General features: G+C 41.8%; 21 protein-coding genes. 2 read left to right on the top strand and 19 right to left on the bottom strand.

Features of this window, described 5'->3' with window-relative positions; all coding sequences use genetic code 11:
- Positions 1-26: 26 nt before the first annotated feature.
- Complete coding sequence (gene mmsB / locus F948_RS15455) at positions 27-917, bottom strand: 3-hydroxyisobutyrate dehydrogenase (RefSeq protein ID WP_004967005.1); 891 nt, start codon at positions 915-917, stop codon at positions 27-29.
- 13 nt (positions 918-930) lie between these two features.
- Complete coding sequence (locus F948_RS15450; RefSeq protein WP_004967003.1) at positions 931-2,448, bottom strand: CoA-acylating methylmalonate-semialdehyde dehydrogenase; 1,518 nt, start codon at positions 2,446-2,448, stop codon at positions 931-933.
- Positions 2,449-2,613: 165 nt separating this feature from the next.
- On the opposite strand from F948_RS15450, the gene F948_RS15445 reads away from it, so the two are divergent.
- Positions 2,614-3,495 (top strand): LysR family transcriptional regulator, encoded by an 882-nt coding sequence (locus tag F948_RS15445; protein ID WP_004967001.1) that lies wholly within the window; start codon positions 2,614-2,616, stop codon positions 3,493-3,495.
- 75 nt (positions 3,496-3,570) lie between these two features.
- On the opposite strand, the gene F948_RS15440 is transcribed toward F948_RS15445, so the two are convergent.
- From F948_RS15440 to F948_RS15425, 4 genes are all read right to left on the bottom strand, one after another.
- Complete coding sequence (locus F948_RS15440) at positions 3,571-5,004, bottom strand: amino acid permease (RefSeq protein WP_004966999.1); 1,434 nt, start codon at positions 5,002-5,004, stop codon at positions 3,571-3,573.
- A 191-nt stretch (positions 5,005-5,195) separates the two neighbouring features.
- Positions 5,196-5,555 (bottom strand): RidA family protein, encoded by a 360-nt coding sequence (locus F948_RS15435; protein ID WP_004966996.1) that lies wholly within the window; start codon positions 5,553-5,555, stop codon positions 5,196-5,198.
- A 10-nt stretch (positions 5,556-5,565) separates the two neighbouring features.
- Entirely contained in the window at positions 5,566-6,669 is a 1,104-nt protein-coding gene (gene alr, locus F948_RS15430; RefSeq protein ID WP_004966994.1) for an alanine racemase, read from the bottom strand.
- 24 nt (positions 6,670-6,693) lie between these two features.
- Entirely contained in the window at positions 6,694-7,950 is a 1,257-nt protein-coding gene (locus F948_RS15425; protein WP_004966992.1) for a D-amino acid dehydrogenase, read from the bottom strand.
- 136 nt (positions 7,951-8,086) lie between these two features.
- Here F948_RS15425 and F948_RS15420 point away from each other — a divergent pair, with 136 nt between their 5' ends.
- A complete protein-coding gene (locus tag F948_RS15420) occupies positions 8,087-8,554 on the top strand; it encodes an Lrp/AsnC ligand binding domain-containing protein (protein ID WP_004665270.1) in 468 nt (155 codons plus the stop codon).
- Between the two features lie 67 nt (positions 8,555-8,621).
- On the opposite strand, the gene F948_RS15415 is transcribed toward F948_RS15420, so the two are convergent.
- The 13 genes from F948_RS15415 to F948_RS15360 form a co-directional block, all read right to left on the bottom strand.
- The gene (locus F948_RS15415; protein WP_004907196.1) at positions 8,622-8,990 is read right to left on the bottom strand and encodes a ribonuclease E inhibitor RraB; all 369 of its coding nucleotides are present in this window, start codon (positions 8,988-8,990) and stop codon (positions 8,622-8,624) included.
- 133 nt (positions 8,991-9,123) lie between these two features.
- Positions 9,124-9,603: a GNAT family N-acetyltransferase gene (locus F948_RS15410; RefSeq protein WP_004966991.1), complete on the bottom strand. Its 480-nt coding sequence runs from the start codon at positions 9,601-9,603 to the stop codon at positions 9,124-9,126.
- A 23-nt stretch (positions 9,604-9,626) separates the two neighbouring features.
- Complete coding sequence (locus F948_RS15405; protein WP_004966990.1) at positions 9,627-10,250, bottom strand: class I SAM-dependent methyltransferase; 624 nt, start codon at positions 10,248-10,250, stop codon at positions 9,627-9,629.
- A gap of 95 nt (positions 10,251-10,345) precedes the next feature.
- On the bottom strand, positions 10,346-11,011 hold the full coding sequence (locus F948_RS15400; protein ID WP_004966989.1) for a pseudouridine synthase: 666 nt from the start codon (positions 11,009-11,011) through the stop codon (positions 10,346-10,348).
- A gap of 181 nt (positions 11,012-11,192) precedes the next feature.
- Positions 11,193-11,645 carry a hypothetical protein gene (locus tag F948_RS15395; RefSeq protein ID WP_004966988.1) on the bottom strand — a complete coding sequence of 151 codons (453 nt, stop codon included), beginning with the start codon at positions 11,643-11,645 and terminating at the stop codon, positions 11,193-11,195.
- Positions 11,646-12,217: 572 nt separating this feature from the next.
- Positions 12,218-13,105, bottom strand: coding sequence for a DMT family transporter (locus F948_RS15390; protein WP_020899790.1), 888 nt, complete (start codon positions 13,103-13,105; stop codon positions 12,218-12,220).
- Positions 13,106-13,171: 66 nt separating this feature from the next.
- A complete protein-coding gene (locus F948_RS15385; RefSeq protein WP_004966987.1) occupies positions 13,172-13,750 on the bottom strand; it encodes a DUF4126 domain-containing protein in 579 nt (192 codons plus the stop codon).
- A gap of 125 nt (positions 13,751-13,875) precedes the next feature.
- Positions 13,876-14,019 carry a zinc ribbon-containing protein gene (locus tag F948_RS16270; RefSeq protein ID WP_004665293.1) on the bottom strand — a complete coding sequence of 48 codons (144 nt, stop codon included), beginning with the start codon at positions 14,017-14,019 and terminating at the stop codon, positions 13,876-13,878.
- A gap of 133 nt (positions 14,020-14,152) precedes the next feature.
- Positions 14,153-15,472 carry a PIN-like domain-containing protein gene (locus F948_RS15380; RefSeq protein WP_228128844.1) on the bottom strand — a complete coding sequence of 440 codons (1,320 nt, stop codon included), beginning with the start codon at positions 15,470-15,472 and terminating at the stop codon, positions 14,153-14,155.
- Positions 15,473-15,557: 85 nt separating this feature from the next.
- Positions 15,558-18,164: a Fe/S-dependent 2-methylisocitrate dehydratase AcnD gene (gene acnD, locus F948_RS15375; protein WP_004966985.1), complete on the bottom strand. Its 2,607-nt coding sequence runs from the start codon at positions 18,162-18,164 to the stop codon at positions 15,558-15,560.
- Positions 18,164-19,321 (bottom strand): bifunctional 2-methylcitrate synthase/citrate synthase, encoded by a 1,158-nt coding sequence (gene prpC / locus F948_RS15370; protein ID WP_004966984.1) that lies wholly within the window; start codon positions 19,319-19,321, stop codon positions 18,164-18,166. Before prpC ends, acnD begins: the two co-directional genes overlap by 1 nt.
- Before the next feature lie 127 nt (positions 19,322-19,448).
- A complete protein-coding gene (gene prpB / locus F948_RS15365; RefSeq protein WP_004966981.1) occupies positions 19,449-20,330 on the bottom strand; it encodes a methylisocitrate lyase in 882 nt (293 codons plus the stop codon).
- A complete protein-coding gene (locus tag F948_RS15360) occupies positions 20,323-21,033 on the bottom strand; it encodes a GntR family transcriptional regulator (protein ID WP_004956801.1) in 711 nt (236 codons plus the stop codon). The genes prpB and F948_RS15360 overlap by 8 nt, the downstream gene beginning before the upstream one ends.
- Between the last annotated feature and the right edge of the window lie 275 nt (positions 21,034-21,308).

Raw genomic sequence — 21,308 nt, 5'->3', positions numbered from 1 at the left:
TTACAAGCCATCCAATGGCTTGATGTTTAAACTTGGTCTGGTAGGTATTGCTGGATAATGCTGGAGAAATCCAAATGCGCATTTCCACGCATACACATCTGCTGATACATCTGCTGTACCATGCCACCTAACAAAATAGGCTGTTTGACCTGACCTGCTGCCTCGACTGCCAGACCTAAATCTTTCAGCATCAGTTGTGTCGCAAAACCATCTTGATAGCCACGTGAAGCAGGTGCATTTTCATTGATATGTGGCCACGGATTACAAATCTCTGAACTCCAGCAACGACCACTTGAGGTGTTCACAACACCTGCCAATGCTTGTGGGTCGATCCCCAATTTGGCACCCAATGCCATGCCCTCTGCCACAGCAGCCATCGAGATTCCAAGAATCAGGTTATTGCAAATCTTGGCAATTTGTCCTGCGCCAACATCACCACAATGAATGACATTCTTGCCTATGTGGCTGAGCACAGGTTTGACTTCCTCAAAGGTCTGATCATTGGCACCCACCATAAAAGTGAGAGTACCTGCTTGCGCGCCAATGGTGCCACCCGACACAGGCGCATCACAGATGTGAATATTTTTAGTTTGCGCAAGCGCAGCGATATCTTTGATGGTCTGCGGGTCAATGGTACTGCTATCAATACACAATGCCCCTGCCTTCAAGACTTCCAACACGCCCTCCTCACCGAGGTAAACCTCTTTGACATGCTTAGCTGCTGGTAACATGGTGATCACCACATCTGCTTGTTGGGCTGCTGCTTGTGGACTGTCGCAGACCACACCACCCGCTTCAGCAAAGTGCTGATTCGCCACTTCACTGAGATCATAACCATAGACTGTAAGTCCTGCTTTGAGCAGGTTATGGGCCATTCTGCCACCCATATTTCCAAGACCGATAAAGGCGATATTCATCCCTGATTCCCCCTTAACGTAAACTAATGGTGGTATTTACACCGCCAACTTCATGGCTATCTTCAAACCAACGACTAGTAATGGTTTTGGTTTGTGTATAGAACTGTACCCCTTGCTTACCATAAGGACCTAAATCACCTAGTTTTGAACCACGCGAACCTGTAAAGCTAAAGAATGGCACTGGCACAGGAATTGGAATATTGATCCCCACTTGACCAATATCAATTAAGTTTTGGAAGGTACGTGCTGTCGCACCACTTTGAGTAAAGAGTCCAACACCATTACCAAATGGATTGGCATTGATCAGCTCAATCGCTTCTTCCAAAGTATCAACAGAAATAATTGCCAATACAGGACCAAAGATTTCTTCTTTATAGATACGCATGTCTGTGGTCACGCCATTAAAAATGGTCGCTCCAACAAAGTTACCAGACTCATAACCTTTAACTTGCACATCACGACCATCGAGTAACAGCTCTGCGCCTTGCTCGACACCACTATTGATCAAATCAATCACACGCGCTTTGGCACGTTGAGAAATGACAGGTCCGATATCTGTATTCGGCTCATGTCCTGCATTAACTTTCAAGGTTTTGGCTTTTTCAACCAACTCTTGAACCCATTGCTTACTTTCACCCACCATCACAGCAACTGAAAGTGCCATGCAACGCTGTCCTGCAGCACCAAAAGCCGCACCGACTAAAGCATTGAGGGTTTGTTCTTTGTTGGCATCAGGCATCACCACCACATGGTTTTTCGCCCCCATCATCGATTGCACACGTTTGCCATGTTGCCCTGCGAGGTTATACACATGCGTACCCACCGCAGTTGAACCGACAAAGGAAATCGCTTTAATGTGTGGATGTGTACAGAGACGATCGACTACTTCTTTGCCACCATGAACCACATTCAACACACCAGCAGGTACACCTGCTTGAATCGCAAGTTCGACCAACATCATCGTGGTTAATGGGTCTTGTTCAGAGGGTTTGAGTACGAAGGTATTGCCACAAACAATCGCCATCGGGAACATCCACAATGGAATCATGGCTGGGAAATTAAATGGAGTGATGCCCGCACAAACACCCAATGGTTGTTGCAAAGTATAGGTATCAACACCACGTGCTACGCCTTCGATGTACTCGCCCATTTGCAAAGTACCGACAGAACAAGCGTGCTCAACCACTTCTAAGCCACGCTGGATATCACCTTCTGCATCGGCTAAGGTTTTGCCTTGCTCAGCAGTCAGTACTTTCGCGATCTCTTTCATGTTGGCACGAATCAAGTCTTGTAGCTTCAGCATAATGCGCATACGTGCTTGAATCGGTGTTTGACGCCAAGTGGCAAAAGCATCTTGTGCAGCTTGAATCGCTGCATCCACTTCCTGCACTGTTGCAAAAGGTACGCGACCGATGACTTCCTGTGTCGCAGGATTGACGATATCTTGCCAGTGTTGGGTTTCAGACTCGATCAACTGTCCATTAATGAGTAGCTTAGCTGTGTCCAGCTCGATTTTCTGGATTGTATTCATAACCTCTCCATAGGCCTATTTTTATTGTGTTCAGATGTTCGAAAATAGCGATTCGTCGTATTTTCTTTTTTTAACATTTGTTTGAGACTAGCAAAGAATGCTTTGACCACCAACGCAAATTCATGCACGATTGATGTGCAAATATGCACAGGGATGACAATAACAATGAAAGTGGATTGGGATCATCTACAGTTTTTTCTGGTTTTAGCGAGAACCAAAACCTTGACCAATGCAGCACGCATTATTGGCGTGGAACACAGTACCGTAGCTCGACGGATTCAAGCATTGGAGCTGGCTTTAGGCATGACTTTGTTCAAGCGTGAAGCATCAGGTTATGAACTAACGATGGAAGGATTAGCTCTTGTTCCGCTGGTTGAACAAATGGAACAGGCCTTTCTTCAGATTGAGAAACCGCATCAACCTTTGCAAGGTCGTGTGCGAATTGGCACACCTGAAGGATTTGGTACCGCATTTCTTGCACGACTATTAGCAGAATTTTCGATTCACTATCCTCAACTCACGATTGACCTGATTCCTGTGCCGAAGATGATTAAACTCTCGCATCGTGAAGCGGATATTGTGGTGTCTATTGATCGACCAACGTCTGGACCTTATATCATCACGCGACTGTCAGATTACACATTAAAGATTTATGGCAGCCAAAACTATCTGTCTCAACATCCACCAATTCGTGGATTAGAGGATTTAACCCAACATCGTTTTGTTAATTATATTGATGATTTGGTCTATAGCCCTGAGCTGTATTGTCTAGAACGTTTACCCTTAAAACTCACTGCAAATTTTCGCAGTAGCAGTATTTTGGCACAGCAAATCGCAGTAAGTGCAGGTGCTGGATTAGCAATTTTGCCAAAATTTTTAGCCCATGATAAACCTGAACTTCAGGATGTTTTAGCTGAACAAGTACGTTTTAATCATACTTTCTGGATGCTTACCTTTGTAGATTTACAGCATGAGCCACGGATTAAACTGGTCTGGGATTATTTACGTAAACAGGCAGATAAATATCAGCATTTATTGGTTGATTAATACTTCTCGGCGTAGATATAAAAAGAGCCGATCTAGTTAGATCAGCTCTTTTTATGGGAGATGCAAATGAATCGATTAAGCCAATTCACGTCCAAGTTTACGCATACGTGGTTTGTATAATACTTGATAGGTCACCGCTAAAATCACCACCCACAACGGACTCACATACAGCGCTTTTAGCGTGTCAGGTTCGAGTGTCAAAATCACCAAAGTGAACAACAAGAATGCGATCACCACATAAGACATGAACACGCCGCCTGGCATTTTAAATTTAGACTGTTCATGTAACTCTGGACGTAATTTGCGATAGCGAATGTAGCAGACCATAATCAAGCTCCATACGCTAATAAACAGGATCACACAAAGCGAACTTGCCAAAGTAAAGGCTTCCATGGTGTTCGGGACAAAATACTGAAGCACAGCTCCACCCATGATAAATACACATGAGAAGATCAGACCATTTGCTGGCACTGCACTTTTGGATAAGCGACTAAATGAATTCGGCGCCTGACCATCTTTTGACAGACCAAACAACATACGACTGGTAGAAAAAACACCACTGTTCATCGACGACATCACCGAAGACAACACTACTAAATTCATGATGATCGCTGAGGTCACAATCCCCGCATTCAGGAATAACTCAACGAATGGACTTTTATCTGCGCGAATTTGATCCCACGGTGTCACAGCCATCACCACCAATAAAGCTAAGACATAGAACAAAATAATACGAATCGGAATCGCATTAATCGCTTTGGGAAGATTCTTATGTGGGTCTTTGGTTTCTGCCGCCGTGGTTCCAATCAGCTCCACTCCGACAAAGGCAAAAACGGCAATTTGGAAACCAGCCAAGAAGCCATCAACACCTTTCGGGAACATACCACCATGCGACCAAATATTATTGAGTGAAGCCACTGTGCCATGAGATGCGGTAAAGTGACTAAAAATCATATAGCCCCCAACCCCAATCAAACCAATAATCGCCAAGATTTTAATCAGTGCAAACCAGAACTCGACTTCACCAAACAATTTGACCGTAAGTAAATTCAACGCCAAAACGAATAATACGCAGCCCGCACTAATCAGCGCCTGTCCTATTGGAGTAAAGGTCGTTTCATCAGGCAGCCAAAAACCAAGATAATTAATCACGGCAGCTAAGTCCGCAATACCGACCAAGACCCAACCTAACCAATAGGTCCAACCCAAATAATATCCGGCCCACGGTCCAATCAGATCGTGTGCCATATCGACGAAAGATTTGTACTGTAAATTGGCAAGCAACAATTCACCGAGTGCTCGCATCAAAAAGAAGAACATGCCACCAATAATCATGTAAATAAACAAGATTGATGGACCAGCAAGGGAGATGGTTTTTCCTGAACCCATGAACAGTCCAGTCCCAATCGCGCCACCAATAGCAATCAATTGCAAATGGCGATTGGAAAGTTTTCGTTGTAAGTCTTGAGGTGCATCATCACCTGAAGACTGATTATGTATCACCGTCATAAAAAAGTTCCTTTTTACTACTTCCTAAAATGAATCGGTCGCTAATTTATGAGCTTAACCAGCTGTCCTTTATAAATGACCCATTCATTTTGACTGCAAGAAAATACGTATTTGCCTTACTTTTATCTATGACAAATACGTTACTTTTCTTTTTTTTTAATCTCATTTAAACAAAAATAAAGCGATTCGCTTTATTTTTGTGCTGCAGTCACTGCAATTTCAATTAACCAATTTGGATTGACCAAATCAGCTTGAATCGTAGCGCGTGATGGCGCCACACAGTCTTTTAACCAATCAACATAGATCGCATTGACCTTAGGAAAATCAGCTAGGTCTTTCAGAAAAAGCTGTACCGAAAGTAAACGTGATTTATCGCTATTTGCGGAGGCTAACAATTGCTCGATCGTTGCCAATACATCACGCGTTTGTCCTTCGATATCTAAATCAGGATTTTTAGGCACTTGTCCTGATAGATACACCACCTGATTAAAAACCGTGACTGCACTCATCACTTCGGTGCTATTGATTTTCTGGATATCTGAATGTGACATGATGACTTCCTTAGTCTTGAGTGATAAATGGAACTCGTGCAGTTACGCCACACATAAGTTCATAGCCAACTGTGCCTGAGGCTGCTGCAACATCATCAATAGAGAGTATTTGTCCTGTTTTTGATGTTCCCCAAAGCACAACTTCACTGCCAATTTCAGCATTCGGAACTGGCGTTAGATAGACTGCCAACATATCCATACTGACTCGCCCAATGGTTCGGGTACGGATTCCATTGACTAACACGGGCGTGCCTGTAGGAGAGGTACGCTGATAACCATCTGCATAACCACACGCGACAATACCAATCGTCATCGCATGTGCAGCTACGAAACTTGAACCATAACCTACACTTTCATTAGCATTTAGCTGTTGGATCGCGATCAATTCACTGCGCAAACTCATGGTCGGCGCAAGTCCCCAATCTTGGATACTATGCTTCGGATAATCGGGAGAGCTACCATACAGCATGATGCCGCCACGGACATAATCGGAGTGTACTTGCGAGGGATATCTGAGAATGGCAGCACTATTACTCACCGATCTTTCGCCAGGTAAGTCCTGAATGGTGCTTTCAAATTCTGCGAGTTGATATTCAACCCCAGCTTGACCAAAACGTTCGCCATCAGCATCAGAGAAATGCGTCATATGGGTGATGTTGGAAACATTATTGAGGCGTTGCAGATGTTGCCAGATTTTTCGGTATTGTTGAGGCTTGAAACCTAGACGGTTCATGCCACTGTTCATTTTTAAGAAAATATCAAACTGGGCTGGATAGATATGCTGCTGTATCCATTCGACTTGATGCTCGCTATGTACCGTGAAACTCAACTGATATTCAGCACAGTCAAATAAATCCTGTGGCGAAAAAATTCCTTCCAGCAATAGGATTGGACCTGTCCAACCTAATGCACGCAAACGTTTCGCTTCATCTATATCAAGTAAAGCGAAGCCGTCCGCAGTTTTTAAAGCATCGTAAACTCGTTCGATTCCATGTCCATAGGCATTGGCTTTGACCACTGCAAACACCTTGCTGTCTGGAACAGAAGTTCTCACGACCTCAAGATTTTGGCGCAAAGCCTGAGTATGGATGACCGCAGTAATTGGGCGAGGCATAATCAACTTCCTTGTATAATCAAATTATGCCGCGTGTGAATAACGCTGGATCGATAAGCCATCCGTACTAATCTCGGTACGATGATTCATCACTAAATCACTAATCAATTTGCCTGAACCACATGCCATGGTCCAACCTAAAGTGCCATGCCCCGTATTTAAGAATAGGTTCTTATATTTGGTTGCACCAATAATCGGTGTGCTGTCTGGTGTCATTGGACGTAGACCTGTCCAGAATGATGCTTGTTGTAAGTCACCACCTGGGAATAAGTCTTGGGTAACCATTTCCAAAGTTGCACGACGATCATCATTCAAGCCCAAGTTAAAGCCACTTAATTCCGCCATACCACCCACACGGATACGTTGGTCGAAACGTGTAATCGCGACTTTATATGTCTCATCTAAAACCGTTGATTGCGGAGCAAATTTTGGTTCAACAATTGGAATCGTCAATGAATAACCTTTCACTGGATAAACTGGCAGATTCAATTGCAATGGTTTTAAGAAATCGCGTGAATAACTACCAAAGGCAAGTACGAAACGATCAGCCGTTAAAATCGCACCATTGACCATCACGCCTTTGATTTCATCACCTTCTACGATCAGTTGCTCAACATTTTGATCGAATTTAAATTCGACACCTAAGTCCTGCGCTACTTTCGCCAAGGCATTGGTGAATAAATAACAATCACCCGTTTCATCATTCGGCAAATGTAAACCACCGACTAATTTATCGGTGTGTGCCAATGCTGGTTCTACACTGCCCAGTTCTTGAGCATTGAGTAAATTAAAATCAACACCACATTCTTTCAGTACTTGAATGTCACGTTGCACTGCTTCAAGCTGCGCTTCATTACGAAATACCTGTAAGGTACCTTTGGAACGATTTTCGTAATGAATACCTGTTTCACTTCTGAGTTGACCCAAACAATCACGACTATATTCCGCCACACGCATCATGCGTTCTTTGTTGACCGCATAACTTTGAGGATTACAGTTTTTCAGCATCTGTGCCATCCACTGAAGCTGCCACATGCTGCCATCTATATTAATGGCAAGTGGTGCATGATGTTGGAACATCCATTTTACTGCTTTGAATGGAATCCCTGGTGCAGCCCAAGGTGTTGAATATCCTGGCGAGATTTGCCCAGCATTACCAAAACTGGTTTCTTTTGCTGGACCAGACTGACGATCAAGTACAGTCACTTGGGCACCTTGTTGCGCAAGATAGTAAGCACTTGCTACACCAATAACACCACTTCCTAAAACGATGACGCGCATAATAGGTCCCTCTCGCCCACTAGTTTATTTAACTAGTATATTTTTGCTTCAATAGTTTTTTTGACTGTTTTATGGCTATAATCTAGGTAATTTAATGTTTTTATCGCGGAAAAATTAAAATAAAAGGGAATAATCTATGCGTAAATTAGACCGTATTGATCGCCTGATTTTAGACATTCTGCAACGTGAAGGGCGTATCGCGATTAGTGAGTTAGCTTCACGTGTGAACTTATCTACCACGCCTTGCTCAGAACGCGTCAAACGATTGGAACGTGAAGGTATTATTATGGGCTACTACGCTCGGCTTAATCCTGCGCATGTTGATCGTAGCCTATTGGTGTTTTTGGAAATCAAACTGTCAGCAAAATCAGGTGATGTCTTTGATCAAGTGGCTCGAGATTTAGTCGATATTCCTGAGGTCTTGGAATGTCATCTAATATCAGGTGAGTTTGATTATTTAGTCAAAGCTCGACTCAAAGAAATGAGTGCTTATCGACGCTTATTGGGTGATTTACTGAAAAAACTGCCTGCTTCGGCATCATCCCATAGTTATGTGGTGATGGAAGAAGTCAAAGAAAGTCTTTACTTAGATGTGAGTAAATAAAATTAGATGTCGTAGGATGCACCATTAAAAATATTTCAGCCTGCAAACGCAGGCTGAATATCTATCATTATTCGTCTTCATCATCATAGATATAGCTCATACAACCCCATCCGTCGTATTCACCATCAAACTCTTGCGCAATCCGCGTCATCCACTCTTCTAAATCAGCAATATCTTCATATTCCAACATCATATTGACGTGAATATTTAACACCCACAAATCCGATCCATCTGAATGCAATTCTTCTTGATACAGTGAAATTTTTTGCTCTTGATGCAACAGATGCAATGCACACTTTTCTGCTTGTTCTTGCTTTTCAAATACAATTGAAAATTCGACTTCATGCGGTTCACTTAGGTCATTGCCATCTTCAACCATTTGCCAAAGCACATTACCATTGTCATTATCAGGAAATTGCTCGTAATCACGTGTCATTTGAATATCCTTTGTTGTCGTTTCAGTTTAATTATTTGGCTATAGATTAACCTATTTTTATGTCAGTTTTTAGACGCATGAAGATCATTATTGTAGTGAAAGCATAAATGATCTTCATGTCGATCTTCGATAGCTATACGGTCAACTCGATGGATAGAACAACTTGATCGATACAACGGATTCCATTTTCATAAATCGGCTCAGGATAGTGTTTAAATACATCTCGCTCAATGTATGACATACGAAAACCACACTTCTGATACAGAGCCAACTGATCAAAACTTGAATTGCCTGTTTTAATCAAAACAGTTCTGACCGAAGATTGCCATGCATTTTCTATCGCATGTTTAATCAATGATTTGGCTAGACCAAAACCTCGATGCTCTTTGGTGACGGCTAAATTGATAATTTCCGCTTCATCCCCGCGTTGTAATAAACATAATTCTGCAATTACATCCCGACGATCATTGGAAATCACAAAGATTTTTACTTCTGATAGATAAGCTAAAACATGCTGCCAATCTGGATCGGCTTCAAGTAGTAATTTTTTTAATTGCGCTTGAGTCAAAGTCGGCAAACCAGCCCACTTTAACTCGTTGATACACGAATACATAGTTAAGAACGTTATTCCTTGTTTTATTTTTTTCGCAAGAGTAGATAACTAAACTTCTGTTCATTTCCCGCTGGGGTGATATGAACTTCTTTCCCCTCTTCCACCACATCAAATGCAGATTGTCCAAAGAAATGTATCAGCTCTTGTGTGCTGTAACGTTGCACAGGTAAACCACTACACTTCAATGCTCCATCTTCTGCAAAGGTTGAGATCACTAGATAACCACCTGATTTCAGCGCAGCAGTTACTTTTTGCAAATAACGCTGCTGATCGTTGTGCTCTGTCAAAAAATGAAAAACCGCCCGATCATGCCAAAGATCAAATTGATGATCTGCAAACTCAACCTCGACTATATTCGCAATAAGCCATGTCACTTTGTTGGCAAGTTCTCCCAAGCGTACCTGACTTTTTTGTAACGCAGCCTCTGCCAAATCTAAAACTGTGATGTGTTTAAAGCCTTGTTCGAAAAGCTGATCAACTAAAACTGAGGCGCCACCCCCAACGTCTATGATTTCTGCCTCAGGATTGAGTTGCGCTTTTTGGATCAATCGCAAGGAGGTCGAAGCCTGAGCTTGGAACCAACTGACTTCTTTAGGATCTTTGGTGGAATAGATGGTTTGCCAATGCTGGGTTAATGGTTGACTCATCGGGCATCTCACAAAACATTATATGTTTTTATAATCTATTATAAATCCATCCACATGCCTAGCTTAGCTACACTTATTTCACCTTAGCTTACATTTTAAAATGGAATCACCGATTTAATTTCAACGAGATGTTGTTGTAAAGGATGCTGAAAAGACAAGAATGCAGCATGTAATGCCATACGTTTTAAATGAAATTTGGCAGGCTCAGGATGATAAAGTTTATCGCCCATGATTGGATGTCCAATATGCATCATGTGCACACGAAGTTGGTGTGAGCGACCTGTAACGGGTTCTAGTCGCACACGACTTTGATCAGTTTCAACATCGTAATCCATCAATTGAAACAGTGTCTTGGCTTGCTTACCCAACTCGAAATGTACGATTTGACGTGGACGATTTTCCCAATCTGTAATCAATGGAACATCGACACTGCCTTCAGCCTGAACTGCACCTTGTACCAAGGCCTCATAATATTTTTTGACGGTACGCGCTTGAAACATTTTACTCACGGCAACCTCTGCATCACGATGCTTAGCAAACATCAGTAAACCTGAAGTGGCCATATCTAAACGGTGCGTTACTTTAGCCGTTGGATGGAGATCCAATACACGCAAATACGCGCTGTCATGATGTTCTGGTAATCGCCCCATCACGGACAATAAGCCCGCAGGTTTATTGACCACGACCAAATCCTCATCTTCGTACATGATCTCAAGAGGTTCTTGGGGAGGTTGGTAAATAAAATGATCGTTTAAAGGCATAGTAAGCAAACAGATTGAATCAAGCGAGCAGATTATAACGACAACGGATAGAAAATCGACCCATTCAAAAAAATCACAGCCAGCGGCTCGCTATTTTTTATCTTTGGTTTATCTAAAATAAAACCCTGAATAAAATGTCTTTATTCAGGGTTTATTCGATTGTGTTCAGGAAAATTAAAAGTTAAGACGCTGTCTTCATCGGTTTATTTAAGCTGTCACGATAAAGTGCTTCTAACTCCTCAACCTCACCATTCATAAACGCGATGAGATATTCTTTGGCACGGTTCAGTGTCAGGTGATTAAAGGAAATCGTATCTTTGGCTTTGCGGGTGACCAATCCAAATACATCCTTTCTCGAAATCAGAACAGGAATATCACTATCCAATTTAAATTCAAGTTGCTGGGATTGAGCATAGGCATCCAAAATGATACGGACACTTTGTCCTGTATATTCATTCGTTACGATAAAACTGGTGCTTGTACCATCCAGTTGTAACTGACGGACCATTTGTTGTCGCCATCCCATTTCATCAAACTTACGAATGATCGTCTCTGCGTCAAACATACCCAAATGAGCAGCATCATTTCTGTTGGTTTGATGGGGATAACGTATTTTCAGATCGAACTCGTTCATTATTTTTCTGACCTATTCCAGTATGATCATATTTTGATTTTTCGCTTTTAATGGCATTATATCACTTTGTTTTTTAATATAAAAATCTCGACTTCTATTCATATTTTTTGAATTTAAAGATGTGTTTCACATTCGAATTTGCTTTTATTGATCTAGTATTTATTATTTTTAATGTTTTCGTCATATTCTGTTTAGATTAATTTTTTAGGGTATCAAGGGAAAACATGTTGTTTACTTCAACACCTATGACTTTGTAAGCCATAACCTTTGCCTATAAACTTTTGATCTATAGCGTCCTAAGCCGAATCGAGACCTTTTGGGTTCGTACACACTTGCTTTATAAGCCTCGGTGCATGCTACTCTTTTCGATCCCTTTCACACCCTTGAGACATAGTTTAGGCAGATCGGGATGGGATTGTTTTCCTAAAAAATGGTATTTTTCGCCACAAATGAAATAGTTTTGCATACCAGATTCTAAAATCAGAATTATTTCCCATTTCAATAAAAAATAACTGATTTAAATTCCGATATATTCAAATTTACATGTGTATTTTTTCATGAGCCTATAAAATTTAAGCCCAAATCACCATAATCGCTGCCACGATCACCAACCACAATCCCAAATGATCAGTTCTCGCCAATTTTTCCTTAAAGAAAAATGCAGAGATCAATAAACTAAATAAAATCTCGACCTGACCCAGTGTTTTCACGATTGCCACGGTTTGCATACTCATCGCACTAAACCAACCCAATGAAGCAAGAAAACTACAGACACTCACTTTGAAAGTCAGTCCAAGACGTTGCCACATTTTGTATAAAGTCTGACGACTGAAAATACCAAGATATAGCAACAATATAATGCACTGAAAACTAATCAAGCTACACAGCACCCATGCGGCACGATGTAGAAATGGCAACATGCTCAACTCTAAACTTGCTTCACGCACCAACAATGAGGTGATAGCAAAACACAAACCACTGCCTAAACCGATCATCAATGTTTTCATTGAAAGTTCAGTATGTTGTCTGCCTTTACTCAGTAAAAATACCGCGACTGCACCAATCGAAACACCGACCCAGCCCCATGCTGTTAAATGCTCTTGTAAAAACAGCACACCAACCAATGCCGCTAAAATAGCTTCACTTTTGGCGAGTCCGACCCCGATGGCATAATTCTTTTGTTGAAATAATTTGACCATTAAAGCCGTTGCATAGATTTGGCTAATCCCTGCGATCACCACATAGAACCAAAATTTATTAGAAAAACTAACTTCAACACTGACAGGCTGCTGAGCATAAAGAATGACGATATAACTAAAAGCAAAGATCGGTGCAAATAGAAAGCGTGCCAATGTCGTGCCATAAACATCGACTGTGGTGCTGAGTTGTTTTTGAAATGCATTGCGCCACGCCTGCATAAAAGCAGCCATCAAGGTAAATAAAATCCAAGTAAACGCCATCATCAACCATGCACACTCAAAATGTGTGTGTAATTTACTCGCTTCCTTATGATTTTTCGAGTGTTATTAACACGCCGACGGATTGATCTGATTTTTTCTCTTTTTATGTATCCAACGTACCACTACAACCACAAGAATAATCACCAATACCGTAATCACGACTGGCATTACAAATGCCAAGATCGACAAGACAATTGAGCCAATCAACTCACCTGTTGCCACTACAAAATTACCGAGGCCACCTGTGGTTGCTGTTGAAACGCCACGTGCCGCTACGGTACTCATTTGCACCGCGCCTGCCGTTCCACCACCGATAATAATCGCAGCCGCCCAAGTGGCGAACTGTGACATTTCTCCATTACTGACCGCCATCGTACTGAGTGTACCAGCAACGACTGCGGCAGGCGTGGCGATAGTATCCAAGAGATTATCGATCCACGGCACATAGTAAGCTGCGATCTCACAGATGGTTGCAAATCCAAGTGCAGCGCATACAGCAGGGATCGCTAACCATTCAAAACCTTTTGCAGGTTCATACCAGCCCATCAGGGTTGCAATGCTCATCACCAATAAAGGAACAAAGACACGAAAACCACAGGCAGCGCTTAATCCTACGCCGATACAAAGTCCTAAAATTGTCTCCATCTGGGTTTTCCTTATTTTTGTCAGATATAGCTATCTTGTTATTTCATATTTTACAGTAACAAAAAAGCCCTATCGAGTGACAGGGCTTTCATCAAAACAGTGGGTAACTGTTTGGTGTTTGCGGCTTAGGCATTCTTACTGTTGAATTGATTGCCAAGGCATTTGGTACACGGAGGTAAACGATCAGTACCAATTTCTAAATAGGTGCGATGTCCGCATTGGACACAAAAATAGAAGCCAGTTCCAGGTCTTTCGCCAGCAGTAACCATCTTTGTTCTCCATAGATTTTAGAAATGGTTCATATACTATAGCGTGATAGTTTTGATTATTTATTGACCTTTCTGACGAGTAGTGATGGCTTAGGGGCAAATCATAATGAATAACTACATACCCAACAAAGATTCAATCATCCCCAACATAATCAGGATCGTGTCTACAAAAAGGACACACTTTTTCAATATGACCTTCATCTGTCCATTCAATATGAGCAATTTCTGAATTAGGCCACATTGAGCCACACATGGTGCACTGAATCTCTATTTCATCAGACTCTTCATTTTTACAATAAGTACATTTATAACCTGTAGAACTCGACTCATCAAAAATCATTGTATCTAGACCGCATTCTGGGCAAGTAAGAACATCCGTTGGAAATTCAGCAATTCCTCCATTTCTATAAATTAGATAATTTATTTTACTTTGAAATTCTTTAACTTTTTCTAAGGCTATTTTTTGCTTTAATTTCTCAAAACTTAAATGTCTTTCCTCTTTCATTTTATCAAAATTAGATTTTTCCATATCCTTATTATACATTTCAATCGTATCTCTAACCTCTTGAACTGCATTATCTGAAACCTCAACATTCAAATAATGTAAAGAGGAACTTAGAAACTTTTCAGAATCATACATAATGAAATCATCTATACCACCAACATGTAGAGCCTCATCTATTAATTCAGGTCTAGGCTGATTAAATTTTTCCCCAGAAGCATCAAACTTACTCCACCAATCTTCTTTTAAGTCATTTGTTATAAAAACTACTTGTTTTATCTCATTTTCTCTAGTGTAACTTAGAAGTTGTCGCCAAACTAAAAAATCCCCATACTTCTTCTTATATATTAAATTTGAATCTACGCATATATCATTTTTATCATTATCTAAATAACCTGGTGGAATCTTATTTTTATATCTATTTTCAGCCTCTTTATATAGATCATCTACCTCTTTCTGATCTTTTGGTGCATTACCTACTTTTAATTCAAATAATGACTCTAATCTCTCCTTTAAACTATCAGCTTTGGATAAGTGCTGTTGACTAGACTTTAAAGTATCTAATTCACCTTCAAATTTTGTAAACAACTCATTAATATCTCTATTAAAATCATCTACTTTTATCAGAGAATGCCTCTTATTAAGTTTTAATTTCTCCAATTCTGCACTTAATGTTTTTGAAGCGATACCTAAGGCTTTTTTAGTTTTTGAAAAAAGTTCTTTTTGTTCGCATATAACTATTAACCTATTACGCTGAAACTCTAAAGCTACATGGTGTGGTATCCATATTCTATTTGAAATCTTATCAAGGACTTGTAAAAATTCATTTTTAGTTTCTTCTTGATAACGATATAAATTTAATAATGTATTTGTATCAAATACAAATAATGCATTTTCCCAAATATTTTTATATTGCTCAGGCGTATAAAAATAATCATATTGTTTGAACATATTTTTCATAAAAAACTGATGTAAAAAACCCCATCATCAAGATAGGGTCTTTTTTAAACAATATCAATTACTTTTAGCTAAAGTCTTAAGCCACCTGACCTTCTAAAAAGTCTTGTGCAAAGCGCTGTAATACACCACCCGCTTCATATACAGAAACTTCTTCTTCTGTATCTAAGCGGCAAGTTACAGGCACTTCAAGAATTTCTTCTTTACCATCAGCAGTTGAACGCTCAATCACTAAAGTCAAAGTCGAACGCGGTGAGATATTACCAATCACGCTATACAACTCAGTACCATCTAACTTCAACGTTTTACGGTTCACACCTGGTTTAAACTCAAGCGGTAACACGCCCATACCCACTAAGTTAGTACGGTGAATACGCTCAAAGCCTTCAGCTACGATCGCTTCAACACCTGCAAGACGAACACCTTTCGCTGCCCAGTCACGGCTTGAACCTTGACCATAATCCGCACCTGCAACAATGATCAACGGTTGCTTACGGTTCATGTAAGTTTCAATCGCTTCCCACATACGCATCACTTCGCCTTCAGGCTCTACACGCGCTTTTGAACCTTGTTTAATCGTGCCGTCAGAACGAACCACCATTTCATTAAACAATTTCGGGTTGGCAAATGTTGCACGTTGTGCTGTCAAATGGTCACCACGATGTGTCGCGTATGAGTTGAAGTCTTCTTCAGGTACGCCCATTTTGTGTAGGTATTCACCCGCAGCCGAATCCATCATGATCGCATTGGAAGGCGATAAATGGTCAGTCGTGATGTTATCACCCAAAATTGCAAGCGGACGCATGTTGGTCAACGTACGTGGTGCAGCCAACGCCCCTTCCCAATACGGCGGACGACGGATGTAAGTACTCATTGGACGCCAGTCGTAAAGTGGGCTTTCCGCTTGCTCAACTTCACCGAGGTCAAACATTGGAATGTAGACTTTGCGGAATTGTTCAGGCTTCACAGCTTCTTTTACCAGTGCATCGATTTCAGCATCAGATGGCCAGATATCTTTCAGGTAAATTGGATTACCGTCTTTGTCTGTACCCAATGAATCTTTTTCGATGTCAAAACGAATTGTCCCTGCAATCGCATACGCTACCACAAGTGGAGGCGATGCCAAGAACGCTTGTTTTGCATAAGGATGGATACGACCATCGAAGTTACGGTTACCCGAAAGTACCGCTGTCGCATACAAATCACGGTCAATGATTTCTTGTTGAATCATTGGATCAAGCGCACCTGACATACCATTACACGTAGTACATGCATACGCCACGATACCAAAACCAAGTTTCTCTAGGTCTTTGAGTACGCCAGCTTCTTCAAGATAAAGTGCAGCCGCTTTAGAACCTGGTGCAAATGAAGATTTCACCCAAGGTTTACGCACTAAACCAAGTTCATTGGCTTTACGTGCCAATAGACCTGCCGCCACAGTGTTACGTGGGTTTGAAGTATTGGTACAAGACGTGATCGCAGCAATGATGATCGCGCCATCAGGCATTAAACCATCCGTACGGTTTTCAACAACACCTGCAATACCTTTTTCTTTCAAGTCAGCAGTAGATACACGTGCATGTGGGTTTGATGGACCTGCAATGTTACGAGTCACTGTTGAAAGATCGAAACGAAGTACACGTGGGTACTGCGCTTTGGTCATATCCGATGCCCAAAGACCGATTTCTTTTGCGTATTGCTCAACCAATGCCACTTGTGCATCTTCACGACCTGTCAGGCGTAAATAATCAATCGTGTTTTGGTCGATGTAGAACATCGCAGCCGTTGCACCGTATTCAGGTGTCATGTTCGAGATGGTTGCACGGTCACCAATCGACATGGTGTCTGCGCCTTCACCGAAGAACTCAAGGTATGCACCAACCACACGTTCTTTACGTAAGAATTCAGTGAGTGCCAATACGATATCAGTAGCTGTGATGCCTGCTTGACGCTGACCGACAAGCTCAACACCGATAATGTCTGGAAGACGCATCCAAGATGCACGACCCAACATCACGTTTTCAGCTTCTAAACCACCCACACCCACTGAGATCACACCAAGTGCATCCGTATGTGGCGTATGTGAGTCTGTACCTACACATGTGTCTGGGAACGCTAAGCCATCACGATTTTGGATCACTGGAGACATTTTCTCCAAGTTGATCTGGTGCATGATGCCGTTACCCGCAGGGATCACGTCGACATTTTTAAATGCGGTTTTGGTCCACTCAATAAAGTGGAAACGGTCTTCGTTGCGACGATCTTCAATTGCACGGTTTTTCTCAAACGCGTCAGGATCAAAGCCACCAAATTCAACTGCCAAAGAGTGATCAACGATCAACTGCGTTGGCACCACTGGATTGACTTTAGATGGGTCACCACCTTTTTCAGCAATCGCATCACGCAAGCCTGCAAGGTCGACGAGTGCTGTTTGACCCAAAATGTCATGACACACCACGCGCGCAGGATACCAAGGAAAATCCAAGTCCTGACGGCGTTCGATCAATTGCGTTAAATAGGCCGTTAAATTTTCTGCATCAGCTTTACGTACAAGCTGCTCTGCCAACACTTTAGATGTGTATGGCAAAGTTTCATATGCGCCTGGCTGAATATCTTCAACGGCTTGACGCACGTCATAGTATTCGAGCTGGGTACCTGCCAGCGGTTTACGGTATTGATTTGTCATTAACCACGCTCCGCCAATGGTTTAAATTCTAAGTTTTCAGGGCCAGTATAGTTCGCGCTTGGACGAATGATCTTGCCGTCTTGACGTTGTTCAATCACGTGTGCTGACCAACCTGCTGTACGTGCAATCACGAATAATGGAGTGAACATTGCTGTTGGAACACCCATCAAGTGATAGCTCACCGCGCTGAACCAGTCGAGGTTCGGGAACATGTTCTTCACTTCTTTCATCACTGCTTCTAAACGTTCAGCAATGAGGTACATTTTGGTGTTCTCTTGCGCTTCTGCAAGATCACGCGCCACTTTCTTGATTACTTCGTTACGTGGATCAGAGATGGTATAAACAGGGTGACCAAAGCCAATGATCACTTCTTTTTTCTCTACACGGCTACGGATGTCTGCTTCTGCTTCATCAGCGTTGTCATAACGTTGTTGAATCACGAATGCAACTTCGTTCGCACCACCATGTTTTGGACCACGCAACGCACCAATACCACCTGTAATTGCTGAGTACATGTCTGAACCTGTACCTGCAACAACACGTGAAGTAAATGTAGAAGCGTTGAATTCATGCTCAGCATACAGAATCAAAGACGTATGCATGGCTTGAATCCATTCTTCAGATGGCGCTTCGCCATGAAGTAAATGGAGGAAATGAGCAGCGATTGAGTCATCATTCGTTTCAACTTCGATACGACGACCGTTGTTGCTGAAGTGGTACCAATACAACAACATTGAACCCAAGCTTGCCATCAATTTATCAGCGATGTCTTTTGCACCTGCTTCATTGTGGTCTTCATGTTCAGGCGTTAAACAACCTAAAACTGAAACGCCCGTACGCATCACGTCCATTGGGTGTGCAGATGGTGGTAACTGCTCAAGTGCAGTTTTCAATGCGGCTGGTAAGCCACGCAATGCTTTTAATTTTGCTTTATAGGCTTTCAACTCAGCTTTGTTTGGCAGTTTGCCATGTACAAGCAAGTGCGCAACTTCTTCAAATTCGCTACCCACTGCAAGGTCAAGAATGTCATAACCACGATAGTGCAAGTCATTACCACTACGACCCACTGTACAAAGTGCTGTGTTACCTGCAACTTGACCACTTAACGCAACTGATTTTTTTGGCTTGAAGCCTGTTGGAGTTTCATTACTGCTCATAAGATTGTCCTTTTTTATATCTTTGGGTTAATACAAAAATCCCACTTGCGGAGCTACAACCGCTCCTCACCTCCTTTTCCAAAGGGAGGGAAGTCCCCCTTTACAAAGGGGGATTTAGGGGGATTTCTTATTTATTCTTCACAAAAGTTCCATCTAGGTATTGTTCAAACGCATGGTAGTTAATGCGGTCATACAATTCTTGACGGGTTTGCATGGTGTCAACAACGTTCTTCTGTGTGCCTTCTTGACGCAAAGTCACATACACATTTTCTGCTGCTTTGTTCATCGCACGGAATGCTGAGAGTGGGTATAACGCAATGCTCACATCCGCAGAAGCCAACTCTTCAGTCGTGAATAATGGTGTAGAACCAAATTCAGTAATGTTTGCTAATACTGGAACTTTAGTCAGGTCAGCAAATTGCTTGTACATCGCCAATTCAGTGATCGCTTCAGGGAATAACATATCCGCACCTGCTTCGATATACGCACCTGCACGATCAATTGCTGCTTGTAAGCCTTCAACTGCAAGTGCATCAGTACGCGCCATAATCACAAAGCTTTCATCGGTACGAGCATCAACCGCAGCTTTAATACGATCAACCATTTCTTGTTGGGTCACGATTGCTTTGTTCGGACGGTGACCACAACGCTTTGCACCCACTTGGTCTTCGATGTGCATTGCTGCTGCGCCGAACTTAATCATTGATTTAGTGGTACGTGCAATGTTAAATGCAGATGCACCAAAACCCGTGTCTACATCCACCAATAATGGGAGATCACAGACATCAGTAATACGGCGTACATCCGTCAATACATCATCAAGGTTACTAATCCCTAAATCAGGTAAACCTAACGAACCTGCGGCAACACCACCACCTGACAAATAAATTGCTTTATAGCCTGCACGTTTTGCTAACAATGCATGATTGGCGTTGATCGCACCCACCACTTGTAATGGTTTTTCATTTGCGACCGCGTCGCGGAATAGCTGACCAGCAGATTTAGCCATGTTGATGTTCTCCTTGGGTTTGCAGCAATGTTTGCTCAACAATTTTGTAGGATGCATTGATGTGACGATGCATGAGCATTTCGGCAAGTTCACCGTCACCTTCTGCAATCGCATCTAAAATGCGGATATGTTCGTCCCAAGCTTTGCTCGGTCGATTTGGGGTATTTGAAAACTGAATTCGGTACATACGGATGAGGTGATACAGCTCATCACATAACATTTTTTCTAAGGTTTTATTGCCACTGCTTTTGATAATGCAGTAATGGAAATCGTCTTGACCTTCTTGTAGGTAATAACCCTTACCTGCTTTAAAGTTTTCATCTTCAGCATGCATTCGTAACACATCACGCAATGCTAAGATTTGTTTTTTATCAATATGCTGTGCAGCCAACTTACAAGCTAAGCCTTCAAGTGAAGCACGAATTTGGTAAAGTTCTTTAAATTGTTGTAGAGAAAGAGAAACAACTCGCGCACCAACATGGGCGGTACGCTCAACCAATCGCTGGCCTTCTAGACGATGAATCGCTTCACGCAGAGGACCTCGACTGATCCCATAAATACGTGCCAACTCAGGTTCAGAAATCTTACTACCCGCAGGAATTTGTCCTAATACGATTGCTGATTGAATTTGCTTAAATACGTGTTCCGTCAGAGTAATACTCTGACTCGTGCTGATGGCTTGAGGAACAAGGGTATCTTGCATATTGTCGACAATCTCTACAGTTTTTATGATTTTATAACGAGATAGAAGAAAAAATGCAATAGGATTGTCGACAATAAAATAGAATGATCCAGTCAATATTATTCGATTGCCTCACAATAGAATGTTCTAAAAAAGGTACTAAAAATATATAATAATTACATATAAAACATACTCTTACTAAAATTTAAGTATTTTATTTCGATTGATTCAAGGCATTTTTCCATTATTTATATTACGTATGCTACGACCATGGTATGACAGCTTGATTGTAGACA

Origin of the sequence: Acinetobacter junii CIP 64.5 (assembly GCF_000368765.1) — a bacterium.
GTDB lineage: Bacteria > Pseudomonadota > Gammaproteobacteria > Pseudomonadales > Moraxellaceae > Acinetobacter > Acinetobacter junii.
The sequence above is the reverse complement of the archived record's forward strand: the minus strand, read 5'-3'. Positions and strand labels throughout refer to the sequence as shown.

Excerpts from the sequence above, each read along its gene's own strand:
- F948_RS15385 (WP_004966987.1), bottom strand. The coding sequence starts at position 13,750 with ATGGAGACAATTTTAGGACTTTGTATCGGCGTAGGATTAAGCGCTGCC.
- F948_RS15445 (WP_004967001.1), top strand. The coding sequence starts at position 2,614 with ATGAAAGTGGATTGGGATCATCTACAGTTTTTTCTGGTTTTAGCGAGA.
- F948_RS15420 (WP_004665270.1), top strand. The coding sequence starts at position 8,087 with ATGCGTAAATTAGACCGTATTGATCGCCTGATTTTAGACATTCTGCAA.
- F948_RS15390 (WP_020899790.1), bottom strand. The coding sequence starts at position 13,105 with ATGGCGTTTACTTGGATTTTATTTACCTTGATGGCTGCTTTTATGCAG.
- F948_RS15415 (WP_004907196.1), bottom strand. The coding sequence starts at position 8,990 with ATGACACGTGATTACGAGCAATTTCCTGATAATGACAATGGTAATGTG.
- acnD (WP_004966985.1), bottom strand. The coding sequence starts at position 18,164 with ATGACAAATCAATACCGTAAACCGCTGGCAGGTACCCAGCTCGAATAC.
- F948_RS15380 (WP_228128844.1), bottom strand. The coding sequence starts at position 15,472 with ATGTTCAAACAATATGATTATTTTTATACGCCTGAGCAATATAAAAAT.
- F948_RS16270 (WP_004665293.1), bottom strand. The coding sequence starts at position 14,019 with ATGGTTACTGCTGGCGAAAGACCTGGAACTGGCTTCTATTTTTGTGTC.
- prpC (WP_004966984.1), bottom strand. The coding sequence starts at position 19,321 with ATGAGCAGTAATGAAACTCCAACAGGCTTCAAGCCAAAAAAATCAGTT.
- F948_RS15405 (WP_004966990.1), bottom strand. The coding sequence starts at position 10,250 with ATGAGTCAACCATTAACCCAGCATTGGCAAACCATCTATTCCACCAAA.
- F948_RS15450 (WP_004967003.1), bottom strand. The coding sequence starts at position 2,448 with ATGAATACAATCCAGAAAATCGAGCTGGACACAGCTAAGCTACTCATT.
- F948_RS15400 (WP_004966989.1), bottom strand. The coding sequence starts at position 11,011 with ATGCCTTTAAACGATCATTTTATTTACCAACCTCCCCAAGAACCTCTT.
- F948_RS15410 (WP_004966991.1), bottom strand. The coding sequence starts at position 9,603 with ATGTATTCGTGTATCAACGAGTTAAAGTGGGCTGGTTTGCCGACTTTG.
- F948_RS15440 (WP_004966999.1), bottom strand. The coding sequence starts at position 5,004 with ATGACGGTGATACATAATCAGTCTTCAGGTGATGATGCACCTCAAGAC.
- F948_RS15435 (WP_004966996.1), bottom strand. The coding sequence starts at position 5,555 with ATGTCACATTCAGATATCCAGAAAATCAATAGCACCGAAGTGATGAGT.
- mmsB (WP_004967005.1), bottom strand. The coding sequence starts at position 917 with ATGAATATCGCCTTTATCGGTCTTGGAAATATGGGTGGCAGAATGGCC.
- F948_RS15395 (WP_004966988.1), bottom strand. The coding sequence starts at position 11,645 with ATGAACGAGTTCGATCTGAAAATACGTTATCCCCATCAAACCAACAGA.
- F948_RS15425 (WP_004966992.1), bottom strand. The coding sequence starts at position 7,950 with ATGCGCGTCATCGTTTTAGGAAGTGGTGTTATTGGTGTAGCAAGTGCT.
- F948_RS15360 (WP_004956801.1), bottom strand. The coding sequence starts at position 21,033 with ATGCAAGATACCCTTGTTCCTCAAGCCATCAGCACGAGTCAGAGTATT.
- alr (WP_004966994.1), bottom strand. The coding sequence starts at position 6,669 with ATGCCTCGCCCAATTACTGCGGTCATCCATACTCAGGCTTTGCGCCAA.
- prpB (WP_004966981.1), bottom strand. The coding sequence starts at position 20,330 with ATGGCTAAATCTGCTGGTCAGCTATTCCGCGACGCGGTCGCAAATGAA.